13 protein-coding genes are annotated in these 14,794 nt (G+C 70.7%); 11 read left to right on the top strand and 2 right to left on the bottom strand.

Annotated features, from left to right (window positions below):
* The first annotated feature begins 136 nt into the window (after nt 1-136).
* From BGP73_RS11490 to BGP73_RS11440, 11 genes are all read left to right on the top strand, one after another.
* Nucleotides 137-1,411: an MFS transporter gene (locus tag BGP73_RS11490; protein WP_069814329.1), complete on the top strand. Its 1,275-nt coding sequence runs from the start codon at nt 137-139 to the stop codon at nt 1,409-1,411.
* Between the two features lie 9 nt (nt 1,412-1,420).
* On the top strand, nt 1,421-2,782 hold the full coding sequence (gene pafA, locus BGP73_RS11485; RefSeq protein ID WP_069814193.1) for a Pup--protein ligase: 1,362 nt from the start codon (nt 1,421-1,423) through the stop codon (nt 2,780-2,782).
* A gap of 306 nt (nt 2,783-3,088) precedes the next feature.
* Nucleotides 3,089-4,093, top strand: a complete 1,005-nt coding sequence (locus BGP73_RS11480; protein ID WP_170837813.1) for an FKBP-type peptidyl-prolyl cis-trans isomerase — start codon at nt 3,089-3,091, stop codon at nt 4,091-4,093.
* A gap of 54 nt (nt 4,094-4,147) precedes the next feature.
* Nucleotides 4,148-4,522: an FKBP-type peptidyl-prolyl cis-trans isomerase gene (locus tag BGP73_RS11475; RefSeq protein ID WP_069814192.1), complete on the top strand. Its 375-nt coding sequence runs from the start codon at nt 4,148-4,150 to the stop codon at nt 4,520-4,522.
* A gap of 158 nt (nt 4,523-4,680) precedes the next feature.
* A complete protein-coding gene (locus BGP73_RS11470) occupies nt 4,681-5,640 on the top strand; it encodes a helix-turn-helix transcriptional regulator (RefSeq protein ID WP_069814191.1) in 960 nt (319 codons plus the stop codon).
* A gap of 33 nt (nt 5,641-5,673) precedes the next feature.
* Nucleotides 5,674-6,627 (top strand): helix-turn-helix transcriptional regulator, encoded by a 954-nt coding sequence (locus BGP73_RS11465; RefSeq protein WP_069814190.1) that lies wholly within the window; start codon nt 5,674-5,676, stop codon nt 6,625-6,627.
* Between the two features lie 105 nt (nt 6,628-6,732).
* A complete protein-coding gene (locus BGP73_RS11460; protein WP_069814189.1) occupies nt 6,733-6,936 on the top strand; it encodes a hypothetical protein in 204 nt (67 codons plus the stop codon).
* A gap of 212 nt (nt 6,937-7,148) precedes the next feature.
* On the top strand, nt 7,149-7,442 hold the full coding sequence (tatA, locus tag BGP73_RS11455; protein ID WP_069814188.1) for a Sec-independent protein translocase subunit TatA: 294 nt from the start codon (nt 7,149-7,151) through the stop codon (nt 7,440-7,442).
* Between the two features lie 53 nt (nt 7,443-7,495).
* Nucleotides 7,496-8,458, top strand: coding sequence for a twin-arginine translocase subunit TatC (gene tatC / locus BGP73_RS11450; protein ID WP_107474023.1), 963 nt, complete (start codon nt 7,496-7,498; stop codon nt 8,456-8,458).
* A gap of 40 nt (nt 8,459-8,498) precedes the next feature.
* The gene (locus BGP73_RS11445) at nt 8,499-9,389 is read left to right on the top strand and encodes a diacylglycerol kinase (protein WP_069814187.1); all 891 of its coding nucleotides are present in this window, start codon (nt 8,499-8,501) and stop codon (nt 9,387-9,389) included.
* A gap of 96 nt (nt 9,390-9,485) precedes the next feature.
* Nucleotides 9,486-12,308 carry a DEAD/DEAH box helicase gene (locus BGP73_RS11440; protein WP_069814186.1) on the top strand — a complete coding sequence of 941 codons (2,823 nt, stop codon included), beginning with the start codon at nt 9,486-9,488 and terminating at the stop codon, nt 12,306-12,308.
* A gap of 96 nt (nt 12,309-12,404) precedes the next feature.
* Here the strand turns inward: BGP73_RS11440 and BGP73_RS11435 are convergent, their stop codons facing one another.
* A complete protein-coding gene (locus BGP73_RS11435; RefSeq protein WP_069814185.1) occupies nt 12,405-13,283 on the bottom strand; it encodes a siderophore-interacting protein in 879 nt (292 codons plus the stop codon).
* A gap of 135 nt (nt 13,284-13,418) precedes the next feature.
* Nucleotides 13,419-14,315 carry a 5'-3' exonuclease gene (locus BGP73_RS11430; protein ID WP_170837822.1) on the bottom strand — a complete coding sequence of 299 codons (897 nt, stop codon included), beginning with the start codon at nt 14,313-14,315 and terminating at the stop codon, nt 13,419-13,421.
* Nucleotides 14,316-14,794 lie beyond the last annotated feature (479 nt).

Below are 14,794 nucleotides of genomic sequence, written 5' to 3'. Positions count from 1 at the left end.
GCTCTCATTGGTGCTGGGCGGGCACCGGTTCCCCGCCCGGCCGCACCATGCCGTGCACCCGTCCGATCGGCCGCCGTGAGCGGGCCGCCCCCGGGCGCAGGAGCTGAGCAGTCGGCGATCCCGAGGCGAGGGGGTGGTGGCGGTGGGCTACCTGGAACTGCTGCGGACCCGGCATGCGGCGCGCCTGCTGCTCGGGACGCTGCTGGGTCGGATGCCGAACGCCACGGCCGCCATCGCCATCGTGCTGTTCACCCGGGCCGAGGGGGGCAGCTACTCGCTCGCCGGTGTGCTCTCGGCCGTCTACGGCGTGTCCAACGCCGTCGGCCAGCCCCTGCTCGGGCGGGCCGTCGACCTGTACGGCCAACCGCGGGTCATGCTGCCCTCCGCCTTCCTGTCCGCCCTGGGCATGGCCGTCTTCGCCGTCGCGGGGCTGGATCCGCTGCCGCTGGCCTACGCCGCCATGGTGGTGGCCGGCCTCTGCACCCCGCCGCTGGAGGGAGGGCTGCGGGCGCTCTGGCCGAGCGTGCTGGGGCGCACCGACCGGGTGCAGACCGCCTACGCCCTGGACGCGGTGGCCCAGGAGGTGATGTTCACGGTCGGTCCGCTGCTGCTCACCTTCGCCGTGGCGCTCTGGTCGGAGGCCACGGCGCTGCTGGTGGTAAACCTCCTGGGGGTGCTGGGGGCGCTGTCGGTCGTCGTCTCGGAGCCCTCGCGCACCTGGCGTTCGGCCCCGCGGGAAGCGCACTGGCTGGGTGCCCTGCGGTCACGCGGACTCCTCGCGCTCCTGGCGGCCTTCTTCTTCGTCGGCACCGCGCTGGGATCGATCACGGTGGCGGCGATCGCCTACGCCGACGACCACGGCGGGCAGGACCTGGTCTACGGCCTGCTGATGGCCGCGCTCGGGTTCGGTGCGCTGGTCGGCGGGGTGGCCTACGGGGCCGTGCGGTGGGCCGGCCGTGCGGAGGCGCGGCTCCGGGTGATCGTCGCCCTGCTCGCGCTCTGCTACCTGCCGTTGGCGCTGACCCCGGGGGTGGCCGCGATGACCGTGCTCGCCGCGGTCGCGGGGGTCTTCCTCGCCCCGGCCATCGCTTGCGCCTTCGTCGTCGTCGACCGCCACGCGCCCCGGGGGACCGTGACCGAGGCCTTCTCCTGGCTGGTGACCTCCTTCGGCGTGGGGGCGGCGGTGGGTACCGCCGGCGCCGGACCGGCCCTGGAAAACGCCGGCACCACGGCGGGATTCCTGGTCGCCGGGGCCGGTGGGGCCGCGGCGCTGCTGGTGCTGCTGATGACGGCGAAGGCCTTCGAAATCGCGAGTGACAACCCGACCATTGAGGCGGTTGTTGAAAACCTGCCGGAAAATGATCGAAACGGTACGGCGGAACCCGGTTTCAGAGCAGGCCAACAAGCGTAATGTTCAGTCATGGACCGCCGCATTTTCGGGCTGGAGAACGAGTACGGCGTCACTTGCACTTTCAGGGGACAGCGCCGACTGTCGCCTGACGAAGTGGCGCGCTACCTCTTCCGCCGTGTCGTTTCCTGGGGCCGCAGCAGCAACGTCTTCCTGCGGAACGGCGCCCGCCTCTACCTCGATGTCGGCTCGCATCCGGAATATGCGACCCCTGAATGTGACAACGTGATCGAGCTCGTGACCCACGACAAGTCCGGGGAGCGAATCCTCGAAGGACTTCAGGTCGACGCCGAAAGACGCCTGCACGAGGAGGGCATCGCGGGCGACGTCTACCTCTTCAAGAACAACACCGACTCGGCGGGCAACTCCTACGGCTGCCACGAGAACTACCTCGTGGCCCGGCACGGGGAGTTCTCCCGGCTCGCCGACATCCTCATCCCGTTCCTCGTCACCCGACAGCTGATCTGCGGTGCGGGCAAGGTGCTGCAGACACCGCGGGGAGCGGTCTACTGCGTCAGCCAGCGCGCGGAGCACATCTGGGAGGGCGTCAGCTCGGCGACCACCCGCTCCCGCCCCATCATCAACACCCGAGACGAGCCGCACGCGGACGCCGAACGCTACCGGCGGCTCCATGTGATCGTCGGGGACTCCAACATGTCCGAGACGACGATGCTGCTCAAGGTCGGCGCCACCGACCTCGTGCTCCGCATGATCGAGGCGGGCACGGTGATGCGAGACCTCACCCTGGAGAACCCGATCCGCGCCATCCGGGAGGTCAGCCACGACACGACCGGCCAGCGCAAGGTGCGGCTGGCCAGCGGGCGCGAGGCGTCCGCCCTGGAGGTGCAGCAGGAGTACTACGAGAAGGCGGTGGACTTCTGCGAGCGGCGCGGTCTCCGCACCGGCACCATCGAGCGGGTGCTGGAACTGTGGGGCCGGAGTCTGGAGGCGATCCGCACCGGCGAGCTGGACAAGATCGACACCGAGATCGACTGGGTGATGAAGTACAAGCTCATCGAGGGCTACCGGGCGAAGAACAACATCACCATGTCGCACCCGCGCATCGCACAGATAGATCTCGCCTATCACGACATCCACCGCCCCCGCGGCCTGTACTACCTCCTGGAGAAGCGCGGTCAGGCGGCGAGGGTCTGCGACGACCTGAGGATCTTCGAGGGGAAGTCCGTCCCTCCGCAGACCACCCGTGCCCGGCTCCGCGGGGACTTCATCCGACGGGCCCAGGAGCAGCGCCGGGACTTCACCGTGGACTGGGTGCACCTCAAGCTCAACGACCAGGCCCAGCGCACGGTGCTGTGCAAGGACCCCTTCCGCTCGGTCGACGAGCGGGTGGAGAAGCTCATCGCCGGTATGTGAGGCGGCCACGGAGGCCGTCGCGCGCCGGGGCGCTCCAGGCCCCGGGCGCGACGGCCTCGACTGCTTTCCGCCGTCTCCCGGGCAGCAGGCCGTAGAGTGGCTTGAACGGTTCGCCAAGGGCTGTCCCGCAATCTCCGGTGGATCAGCGCACGGCGTCAGGCGCGGTGTGTCGCAAAGCGGAGGGACGTTCGGATACTGAGCGTGTCCGGAGGTTCCGACAGCGCGGCGAGGCGTCCTGGCGGTCGTCGTGCGCCCGCCAGGGATTACGGGACAGCGCTTAACCTCCACTAGCCCCAAGTTGGATTGATGTTGAAGACACCCGGGGGACGCCCCCCACGCCCCCGCTCCCACGCGAAGTACGCCCGCCGCCTGGTCGCGGCTCTCACCGTGCCGGTGCTGCTGTTCACGGCCGCCGCCTGCGGGTCCGACGACGACGACAAGGACGCCGCGGTCGCGAAGGTCTCCGGAGAGTTCGGCAAGAAGCCGAAGATCTCGGTGCCCAAGGACGCCGAACCGGCCAGCAAGGCGGTGGTGAGCACCATCACCGAGGGCGACGGCGCCAAGGTCGTCAAGGGCGACTTCGTGCGCATGGACTCCGCCCTGGAGAGCATGAAGGACGGCAAGAACCTCGGCGACAGCTGGGCGACGTCCACCGACAAGAAGGCCCCGCGGCAGCAGATCATCCAGCAGATGGGCCAGCCCGGCGTGCTGCCGTCCGCGGTGGCTGACGCGGTGGTCGGGAAGAAGGTCGGCAGCCGGGTCTCGGTCGAGGGAACCGCTGAGGCGCTCGTCGGCAACCTCGGCCCCGACGCGGCCATCAAGCCGACGGACGGACTGGTGTGGGTGCTGGACGTGGTCGGCGCCAGCAAGGTCGAGAAGGAGGCCGAGGCCAAGGGTGAGCCGGCCAAGCCGGGAGAGGGCATGCCCAAGGTCGAGATCGCGTCGAAGAAGGCCGCGAAGATCACCATTCCCAAGGGCGTGAAGGCTCCCAAGGAGCTGAAGCAGCAGGTACTGAGCAAGGGGGACGGCCCGAAGGTCGAGGCCGGTGACGGGCTGATCGCCCAGTACACCGGTGTGAAGTGGGAGGACGGGGAGAAGTTCGACTCCTCCTGGGACCACGGCGGAGCCACCAGCTTCCAGATCGGCACCGGCGCGGTGGTCGAGGGCTGGGACAAGGCCCTGGTCGGCAAGCGGGTCGGTGACCGGGTGCTGATCGTCATCCCGCCGGAGATGGGCTACGCCAACAACCCGCAGAGCGGCCTCGACAAGAACACGTTGGTGTTCAGCGTCGACATCGTCGGCAAGGTGTGATCGACCTCTGCCAGAATGGCACGGTTGCCGACAAGATCGTTCGTAGGAGCAGTAGTGAGCATCGACAAGCCCGAGGTCGACTTCCCAGGTGGAGAACCCCCCACGGAGCTGCAGATCAGGGACGTCTGGGAGGGGAACGGCCCGGTCGCCAAGGCTGGTGACACGGTCTCCGTGCACTATGTCGGCGTGGCGTTCAGCACCGGCGAGGAGTTCGACGCGAGCTGGAACCGTGGTACACCGCTCCGCTTCCAGCTGGGCGTCGGCCAGGTCATCACCGGCTGGGACCAGGGCGTCCAGGGTATGAAGGTCGGTGGCCGGCGCGAGCTGACCATCCCCGCCCACCTCGCCTACGGGGACCGGGGAGCCGGGGGCGGCCGAATCAAGCCGGGAGAGACGCTGATCTTCGTCTGCGATCTGGTCTCCGTCTGATCGACGCCTCCCGTGGGCGTCGGCCGGCAGACGGCCGGTCGCGGGCAGACCGGGCCGAGGGCCCCTGGAGCGCTTCTCCAGGGGCCCTCGGCTTTGGCCGGGAAGGGCCCGTAGCGGTACGGTCAGCGACTGGGGGAGCGCGACGAGAGAGGGCGTTGATGGCGATTGCCAAGGCCGAGCGGCTGATGAACCTCGCGCTGTGCCTGCTCGGGACCCGCCGCCCGCTCAGCAAGCGCGAACTGCGTGGCTCCATCGAGGCCTACCTCCAGGTCGAGGAAGGCAACGAGGACGCCTTCAACCGGATGTTCGAGCGGGACAAGGACGACCTGCGCGAACTCGGACTGGTCATCGAGACCGTCGAGGGCGCCGACGGTGAGATCGGCTACCTCGCTCGCCGCGACAGCAACCGTCTGCCACCGGTGGCCCTGGAGGTCGAGGAGGCCGCCGCCCTCGGCCTGGCGGCAAAGGTGTGGCAGCACGCCCGGCTCGCCGGCGCCGCCAGCGGGGCGCTCCAGAAGCTGCGCGCCGCCGGTATGCCGCTCGCCGAGGACCCGCACCAGGAGCACAGCGCCCTGGAGCCGAGGATTCCGGCCCGGGAGTCGGCCTTCGAACCGCTGATGCTCGCCTGCCGCGACCGCCGACCGGTCACTTTCGACTACCGCAAGGCCACCGCGGCCCATCCGGAGACCCGTCAGGTCGAGCCCTGGACGCTGGAGTGCTGGCGGGGCCACTGGTATCTGGCCGGATGGGACCGCGACCGCGGGGACGAACGGGTCTTCCGTCTCTCCCGGATCACCGGCCGGGTCCGTTCCCGGGCCGGAGCCTTCACCGCTCCCGTCCCCGACCATGTGACCGTCCGGGAGACCGTGGAGCGCTGGGCCGGGGAAGTGGCCACCAGCAAGGCCCGGATCAGGCTGCGCGACGGCGCGGGTTACCCGCTCCGCGCCCGCGCGCTCGCCGTCCGGGACACCGGTGACGGCTGGCAGGAGCTGGAGATCCCCTACGGCCACGGCCTGGACGCCTGGCTCGTGGAGTTCGGCGCCGACGTGGTGGTGCTGGAGCCCGCCGAGCTCCGGGCCGACGTGGTGGACCGGCTCCGGGCCGTCGCCAAGGGCTGACTGAGACGAAGAGAAGGACACGACAGACCGCCCATGGCGACCAACGCGATCGACCAGACCCGCCGGATGCTCTCCCTGGTGACCTACCTGCGGGAGCGCCCCGGCGCCCGCGTCAGCGACGTGGCCCGAGCCTTCGGCATCACCGAGGAGCAGCTCATCGCCGACCTCGACGTGCTCCCGATGTGCGGCACCAGCTTCCGGGGCGGTGACCTGCTCGACATCGACACCGACGGCGACCGCATCTGGTGGCACAACCCCGACGACGTCGCCGCCCCGCTGCGGCTCGCCGCCGACGAGGCCACCGCGCTCCTGGTCGCCGCCCGTGCCGTCGCCACCCTGCCGGGCCTGCGCGAAAGCGACCGGCAGGCGCTGCTCCGGGCGACCGCCAAGCTCGAGGCGGCCGCCGGGGAGACCGCGGGTGCCAGCGCCCGGCTCAGCGTCACCTTCGAATCGGAGGGCGAGGTCTTCGCCGACGTCGACCGGGCCATCGCCCGCCGGCGCAGGCTCTGGCTGCGGTACTACTCGCCGGCCCGGGACGAGCTCACCGAGCGGGAGATCGATCCGATCCGGCTCTTCGCGGTCGGCCACACCTACGTGGAGGCCTGGTGCCGGCTCTCGGAGGCCAGGCGCACCTTCCGGCTGGACCGCGTTGCCGAGATCAGGGTGCTGGACGAGCCCGCCGAACCGCCGCCGCTGGAACTGCGCGACCTCTCCCAGGAGCTGATCCAGCCCGCGGCCGAGGATCCGAAGGTCGTCATCGAGGTCGGGCCGGCGGGCCGCTGGGTCGCGGAGTACTACCCGCACGACAGCGCCGAGGAGCGGGCGGACGGAGGGCTGCGGATCACCCTGCGCACCCCCGACCCCGCCTCGCTGCGCCGTCTCGCGCTGCGCCTCGGCCGGGACGGCCGCATCGTGGCCCCGCGGGAACTCGCGGAGAGCGCCCGGACCGCTGCCGCCGAGGCGCTGGCGGCCTACGAGGAAGGGTGAGCGGCTCCACGCCGTCCCCTGCGGGTCCCGGTCCGGCGGCCGAACCGCACCTCCGCGACGGGCGTCCCGGCTTCTTCCGACCGGACGCTCCACTAGGCTCACGGCATGTTCTGGCCCATGATCGCCCTCGCCCTCGCCTTCACCGGAACCGCCGTCCTCGGCGTTCTCGCGGTTCGCGTCGCCCTGGAGGTCAGAAGACTGGCCGGGCGGCTGGCTGAGGCATCGGTGCTGGTGGAGCGGGCGGCCGAGGAGTTCGAGCGGTCGGTGGCGCCGCTCGCGGCCGATGTCCGGACCGCGCCGGGTGACTGAAGCCCCACCCCGCGGGCCCTCCTACCGCGCCGGCAAGCGGAGTACGCTGTATCGGCGGCCCGGAAACGAGGCGTGGGTCGCGGCAAGGAGTACCCGAGGGGTTGTCCGCCATTCACCCCTTCACGTTACGATCGCGACAGTACGGCGGTCGGACGTACGTTCCGACAGCGCGCCAGATGCACCCTGCCGCCTCGGTGAGAAGGTAAACACTTATGTTCGGAAGGCTCGGAGCACCCGAGATCATCCTCATCCTCGTCGTCCTCTTCTTGCTGTTCGGCGCGAAGAAGCTTCCGGACATGGCGCGTTCCCTGGGGAAGTCGGCCCGCATCCTCAAGAGCGAGGCCAAGCAGATGAAGGCCGAGGCCAACAAGACGGACGCGGCCCCCTCGGACCCGCCGAACGACCACAGCGGCCAGGAGGCGCCCCGCACGATCCAGGCCGCCCCCGGCGATGTGAGCAGCTCGCGGCCCGTCTCGGAGCCGAGTGACCGTACGACCCAGCGCTGACATCCGGTAGCGCGGAGTCGTTGAGAAGCTGACACACGAGACGAGGACGTGGGTTGCTCAAGTCCGTCCGCCGCAAACAGCAGAGAGACCCCGAGGGGCGGATGCCGCTCACGGAGCATCTGCGTGAGCTGCGTAATCGGCTGCTGAAATCGGTCGCGGCGATCTGTCTGATCTCGATCGTCGCGCTCTTCTTCTACCAGGGCATCGTCGACTTCCTGATGCGACCGGTGCTGGACTCCGTCGGTTGCGGAGGACAGTCGGTGTCCGCACTCGCCGAGTCGGAGTCCGGCGAGAAGTGCGCCCACATGGTGGTGAACGGTCTGCTGTCGCCCTTCACCATCATGCTGAAGGTGTCCTTCATGACCGGCCTCGTCTGCGCCACCCCCGTCTGGCTCTACCAGCTCTGGGGGTTCCTCGCCCCCGGTCTGCACGAGAACGAGAAGAAGTACACGCTCGGCTTCGTCGGCGCCGGTGTGCCGCTCTTCGTCGCCGGTGCCTTCTTCGCCTACATGATCCTGCCGAAGACGGCCTCCGTGCTGTTGGACTTCACTCCCGTCGGTGCGGACAACCTCCTGCCTCTGGACGACTTCCTCGACCTCCTCACCCGCATGGTGGTGGTGTTCGGCCTCGCCTTCGAACTGCCGCTGGTGCTGGTGCTGCTCAACTTCGGCGGTGTGGTCACCGGCCGTCGGATGCTCGGCTGGTGGCGCGTGATGATCATGAGCATCACGGTCTTCGGCGCGGTCGCCACCCCGAGCACCGACCCGCTGGGCATGTTCGCGCTGGCGGCCCCGGTGACCCTGCTCTACTTCGGGGCGGTCGGAGTGGCCCTGCTGAACGACCGGCGGAAGGCCCTCCGGGCAGCCGCGGGACCGGCGGACGACGAGGCCTCCGACCTCGACCTGACCCCTGAGGAGATCGGCGAGGTGGAACCGGTGGAGGAACCACCGCGCGGCCTTCCGGAACAGGCGAACAAGGACAACCGACGGCTCAACGGTTACGACGACGCGACCTGATCTTGTACAGTCCTCCCTCGAACTCCTTCCGGGGGAGCCAGTGACCCGTCAGATCACCCTCTTCGTCAACCCGACAGCCGGCCGCGGCCGGGGCTCCCGGGCCGCGGCCCCGGCGGCCGACGCGCTCCGCGCCGCCGGGTTCTCGGTGCGGACCGTGCTGGGCGTCGACGCCCCGGACGCGCTCGTCCGGGCCCGTGCGGTGGTCGCCGAGGGCACCGAGGCCCTGATCGCCGTCGGTGGAGACGGCATGGTCTCGCTGGCGCTTCAGGCCGTCGCCGGCACCGACACCCCGCTCGGGGTGGTGGCCGTCGGCACCGGTAACGACTTCGCCCGCGCCCAGGGCCTGCCGGTGCGGGCGCCGGCGGCCGCCGGCCGGCTCATCGCCTCGGCCCTGCTGCGAGGGGAGTCCCGGCTCGTCGACCTCGGCCGGGTCGGTGAGAGGTACTTCGCCACCGTGCTCGCCTCGGGCTTCGACTCCAGGGTCAACGACCGAGGCAACCGGATACGCCTACCGGTCGGCCGGTTCCGCTATGACTGCGCGATGCTCGCGGAACTGGCCACGCTGCGTCCGATCCCGTACCGCATCCGCCTCGACGACGGACCGGAGGAGGAACTGGAGGCGACGCTGGTCGCGGTGGGCAACGGGCCGTCCTACGGCGGTGGCATGCGGATGTGCGCGGAGGCGCGCTTCGACGACGGCCTCTTCGACATCACCGTGGTGGGCAAGTGCAGCCGTGCCACCCTGCTGAGGGTCTTCCCCCGGGTCTACGGGGGCCGCCACCTGTCGCACCCGGTGGTCGCCGTCCACCGGGCAGCCAAGGTGACGCTCAGCGCGCCGGAGGTCACCGGCTACGCCGACGGAGAGCCCCTCGGCCCGCTGCCGCTGACCGCCGAGACGGTCCCCGGAGCCGTACGCCTGCTGGCCGTCTGACCCGGTCCCGGCGGTCCCGGCGGGACCGGGTGTGGAGTGCGCCGGCCGGATAAAGATCGTGCTCTGTCGGATCCGGCCGGTAGGCTCGTAAATACGATGACCCAGGAGATGTCCCCCGCCGAACGTTACGCCGCCGCCCGTACGCGAGCCGCGGAGCGCAACACCGCGCTCGCCCCGTTCCGAGAGATGTACGACTTCGAGCTGGACCCGTTCCAGGTCGAGGCATGCCGGGCCCTGGAGGCCGGCAGCGGTGTGCTGGTCGCCGCGCCCACCGGCTCCGGCAAGACGATCGTGGGCGAGTTCGCCGTCCATCTGGCGCTCACCCAGGGGCGCAAGTGCTTCTACACGACCCCTATCAAGGCGCTCTCCAACCAGAAGTACTCCGACCTCGTCAAGCGCTACGGCGCGTCCAAGGTCGGCCTGCTGACCGGCGACAACAGCGTGAACAGCGATGCCCCGGTGGTCGTCATGACCACCGAGGTGCTGCGGAACATGCTCTATGCGCGCTCCAGTGCGCTGCTCGGCCTGGGCTACGTGGTCATGGACGAGGTCCACTACCTCTCGGACCGGTTCCGGGGCGCGGTGTGGGAGGAGGTCATCATCCACCTCCCGGAGTCCGTGACGCTTGTGTCACTCTCCGCAACGGTCTCCAACGCCGAGGAGTTCGGCGACTGGCTGGACACCGTGCGCGGCGACACCCAGGTGATCGTCTCTGAGGAGCGCCCCGTTCCGCTGTGGCAGCACGTGCTCGCCGGACGCCGGATGTACGACCTCTTCGAGGAGCGCGGCGACGGCCGCGGGGGCGGCCGTCGGGAGGTCAACCCCGACCTCGTACGGCTGGCCCGGATGGAGAACAGCCGCCCCTCGGACCAGCGGGACCGCCGCCGCGGCAGGAACCTGCGGGAGGCCGACCGGGAGCGCGAGCGACGCCGACGGAGCCGGATCTGGACGCCCAGCCGGGTCGAGGTCATCGACCGCCTGGACGCCGCCGACCTGCTCCCGGCGATCACCTTCATCTTCAGCCGGGCGGGCTGCGAGGCAGCCGTCCAGCAGTGCCTCTACGCGGGGCTGCGGCTCAACGACGAGGACGCCCGGCGGCGGGTGCGCTCCATCGTCGAGGAGCGCACCGCCACCATCCCGGACCAGGACCTGCACGTCCTGGGGTACTTCGAGTGGCTGGAGGGCCTGGAGCGGGGGATCGCCGCGCACCACGCGGGCATGCTGCCGACCTTCAAGGAGGTCGTCGAGGAACTCTTCGTACGCGGACTGGTCAAGGCCGTCTTCGCCACCGAGACCCTGGCGCTCGGCATCAACATGCCCGCCCGGTCGGTGGTGCTGGAGAAGCTGGTCAAGTGGAACGGCCAGCAGCATGTCGACATCACCCCCGGTGAGTACACGCAGCTCACCGGCCGCGCGGGGCGACGCGGCATCGATGTCGAGGGCCACGCCGTGGTGCTGTGGCAACGGGGTATGGACCCGGCGGCGCTCGCCGGGCTCGCCGGTACCCGCACCTATCCGCTCCGCTCCTCCTTCAAGCCGTCCTACAACATGGCGGTCAACCTCGTCGCCCAGTTCGGCCGTCACCGCTCCCGGGAACTGCTGGAGACATCGTTCGCCCAGTTCCAGGCCGACAAGTCGGTGGTGGGGATCTCCCGCCAGGTGCAGCGCAACGAGGAGGGCCTGGAGGGTTACCGCTCCTCCATGACCTGCCATCTCGGCGACTTCGAGGAGTACGCCCGACTGCGTCGCCAGCTGAAGGACCGGGAGACCGAGCTCGCCAAGCAGGGAGTGGCACAGCGGCGGGCCACCGCCGCCGCCGCGTTGGAGAAGCTCCGGCCCGGTGATGTCATCCATGTGCCGACCGGCAAGTACGCGGGCCTCGCGCTCGTCCTGGATCCGGGCCTGCCCGCCGGCCGGGCCAACGGCCACCGAGGCTTCGAGCACCACGACGGACCGCGTCCCCTGGTGCTCACCGCCGAGCGCCAGGTCAAGCGGTTGGCTCCGATCGACTTCCCGGTACCGGTGGAGGCGGTGGAGCGGATGCGGGTGCCCAAGTCCTTCAATCCGCGTAGCCCGCAGTCCCGCCGCGACCTCGCCTCGAAACTCCGCACCAAGGCGGGGAGTCTGGAGCCGACCCGGCAGCGGGGCAGGAAGCGGTCGGAGGCGGCTGACGATGCCGAGATCGCTCGGCTGCGAGCCGCGCTCCGGGCCCATCCGTGCCACGGCTGCGCCGACCGCGAGGACCATGCCCGGTGGGCCGAGCGGTACCATCGGCTGCGCCGTGACACCCAGCAACTCGAGCGCCGTATCGAGGGGCGCACCAACACCATCGCCCGCACCTTCGACCGGGTCTACGCCCTGCTCTCCGGCCTCGGATACCTGGACGGAGACCAGATCACCCAGGACGGGCAGCGGCTGGCCCGGCTCTACGGTGAGCTCGACCTGCTGGCCTCGGAGTGCCTCCGGGAGGGCGTCTGGGAAGGGTTGAGGCCGGCCGAGTTGGCCGCCTGCACTTCGGCCCTGGTCTACGAGTCGCGGGCGGCCGAGGACGCGCTGCCGCCCAGGCTCCCGACCGGCGACGCCCAACGGGCGCTGGGCGAGATGGTGCGCATCTGGGGCAGGCTGGATGCCCTGGAGGAGGAGCACCGCATCAGCCAGACCGAGGGCGTCGGCCAGCGGGAGCCGGACCTCGGCTTCGCCTGGGCCGCCTACCGCTGGGCTTCCGGCCACGGGCTCGACGAGGTGCTGCGAGAGGCGGAGATGCCGGCCGGTGACTTCGTCCGCTGGTGCAAGCAGGTCATCGACGTGTTGGGGCAGATCAGCGCGGCCGGACCGGACGGCGGCACGGTGGGGCGGAACGCCAGGAAGGCCGTCGACGCCATGCTGCGCGGGGTGGTGGCGTACTCCTCGGTCGGCTGAGCCGTCGAGCGGAGCGGACGGCGGCTCGGGCCGGGACGCCCGGGACCCGCTCCCTCCGGTGCGGGACGCGAGGTCGCGCCGGAGGGAGCGGGGGTGTCAGCCGGAGCTGACGAGCGCCTTCTCCTGCTCGGCCTCCACCTGCTGGTTCCAGGCGGACTTCGACGCCTGCCAGCCGTCCTCGTCATGGCCGTCGCGCCAGTAGCCGGAGATCGACAGCCGCTCTCGCGGGATCTCCCGCTCCACCCGCAGGTAGCGACGGAGTTCCTTGACGAAGCCGGCCTCGCCGTGGACGAAGGCGTGGGGCTGGCCGGCCGGGAACTCCAGTGCGCGGACCGCCGGGACCAGCTTCGAGCCCGCCGGTGCGTCACCCCGGTGGAGCCACTGGACGACTACGCCGTCGGGAACGGTCAGCGGCTGCTCCTCCTCGGCGCCGGTGACCTCCAGCAGGACCCGGACCTGGGCCGCGTCGGCCGGGCGTGCGGTGCTCCCGCCGTGCAGCCGCTCCAGGGCGACGGCGATGGCCGGCAGCGCGCTCTCGTCACCTGCCAGTAGGTGCCAGTCGGCCGCCGAGTCGGGTGCGTAGCCCCCGCCGGGGCCGAGGAAGCGGATCTCGTCACCCGGCTGGGCGCCGGCCGCCCAGGGGCCCGCCAGCCCGTCCGCGCCGTGGATCACGAAGTCCACCGAGAGTTCCAGGGCCTCCGGGTCCCAGTTCCGCACGGTGTAGGTGCGCATCCGGGGCCACTGGTCACGCGGCAGGTCGGCGCGGATCTGGGCGATGTCGAACGGCTCCGGGTAGTCCACCCCCTCGACCGGGAACAGCAGCTTGATGTAGTGGTCGGTGTACTCGGCCGGGGTGAAGGCGGTCAGGCCGTCGCCACCGAGTACCAGCCGGACCATCTGCGGTGTCAGTTGCTGCCGACGCACCACACGGGCGTGATGGGTCTGGCGCTTCTGGCGGGCCGGGCGCTCTACCACGGGTGCCTCCCTGCGGCGGCTGAAGTTAGGTTTACCTAACCTAACAGCTTTCGTCTTTTGCGGCAGTGGCGCGCCCTCCGGCCAGGCGTGTTCCGGGGGCTGGTTGGCCCCCGGCGCGGTGCTGTCGTCGCGGGCTCAGCCCCGGAGTGCGGCCAGCAGCCGTTGCAGGGGGCCGCCGAGGTTCCACCGTGTGTCGAGGTCCTGGAGCGCGGCCGGATGGCGGGGTGACTCGGGCAGCGTGGCGTCGAGCGGTGGCAGCGGCACGTCCTCGGCCACCCGGACCACCTTCGAAGCGGCCGAGACGTACTCCCGGGCTTCTGCCAGCCGCCTGCGCTGGGTGGGGGAGAGCTTGGCCGAAGGGTCGTCCACCGCGGTCATGATCCCGCTCAGATCTCCGTGGGCCGCCAGCAGCTTGGCCGCCGTCTTCTCCCCGATGCCGGGGACCCCCGGCAGGCCGTCGCTTGGGTCGCCACGGAGCAGTGCGAGGTCCGCGTAGCCCGGGCCGTCCACGCCGTACTGTTCGCGGAGCACGGCCTCGTCGACGATCCGCAGGCTGCCGACGCCCTTGACCGGGTACAGCACCCGCACCCCCCGGACATCGCTGACCAGCTGGTAGAGGTCGCGGTCACCGGTGACGATGTCGACCGGGCCGCTCGCCCGGGCGGTGAGCGTACCGATGACGTCGTCGGCCTCGTATCCGGCCACACCCACCTGCGCGATGCCGATCGCGTCCAGTGCCGCCTCGATCACGGGGACCTGCGGGTTGAGGGTGTCGGGGACCTGCTCGCTGCCGGTGCTCTCCTCGGCGACCCGGTGCGTCTTGTAGGTGGGGATCAGGTCCACCCGCCACTGTGGTCGCCAGTCGGCGTCCATGCAGGCGACCAGGGTGTCGGGGCGATGGTCGCGGACGAGCCGGGCGATGAAGTCCAGCAGCCCGCGGACCGCGTTGACGGGGGTGCCGTCGGGGGCCCTGACCGACTCCGGCACGCCGAAGTAGGCACGGAAGTAGAGGGAGGCGGTGTCCAGGAGCATCAGGTGTCGGGTCACGGCCTCGATGATGCCGTACGGGACCGTCGGCCGCGGTGCCCGCTCGGGTCTCGGCCGCTCACCGACGCCGAACTCCGCCCGCTTCGGTGGGCCCCCTGGCTCGGTACCCCCTGGCTCGGTACCCCCTGGCTCGGTACCCCCTGGCGAGGAGCCCGGGCTCCTCGCCAGAGGCCCGGCTCCTCGGGCCGCGGCGCGGGGGAGGAGGGGATCGGCGACTCCTGACCGGTGGCGCTCGCCGACCCCGTTCTGCTCCTTCCCTGGTCGGAGGGGGTCCGCGGATACTTCCACCAGCGAAACGGAAAAGCTGATTGTGGTATGGGTCACATTTTAGTTTGGGCTGATCGGGTCTGGGCAGCCGCCCACCTGGAGCAAACCCGGTCGTGTTGTGAACGATGCGTTACGGGTCTACGCGCACAAGCGTCGCTGCTTCACGACCACGACCCGCCCACGGGGGAGGCGGGTCG

This window comes from Streptomyces sp. TP-A0874, assembly GCF_001748085.1.
GTDB lineage: Bacteria > Actinomycetota > Actinomycetes > Streptomycetales > Streptomycetaceae > Streptomyces.
This window is presented reverse-complemented; position numbering and strand designations above follow the sequence as displayed.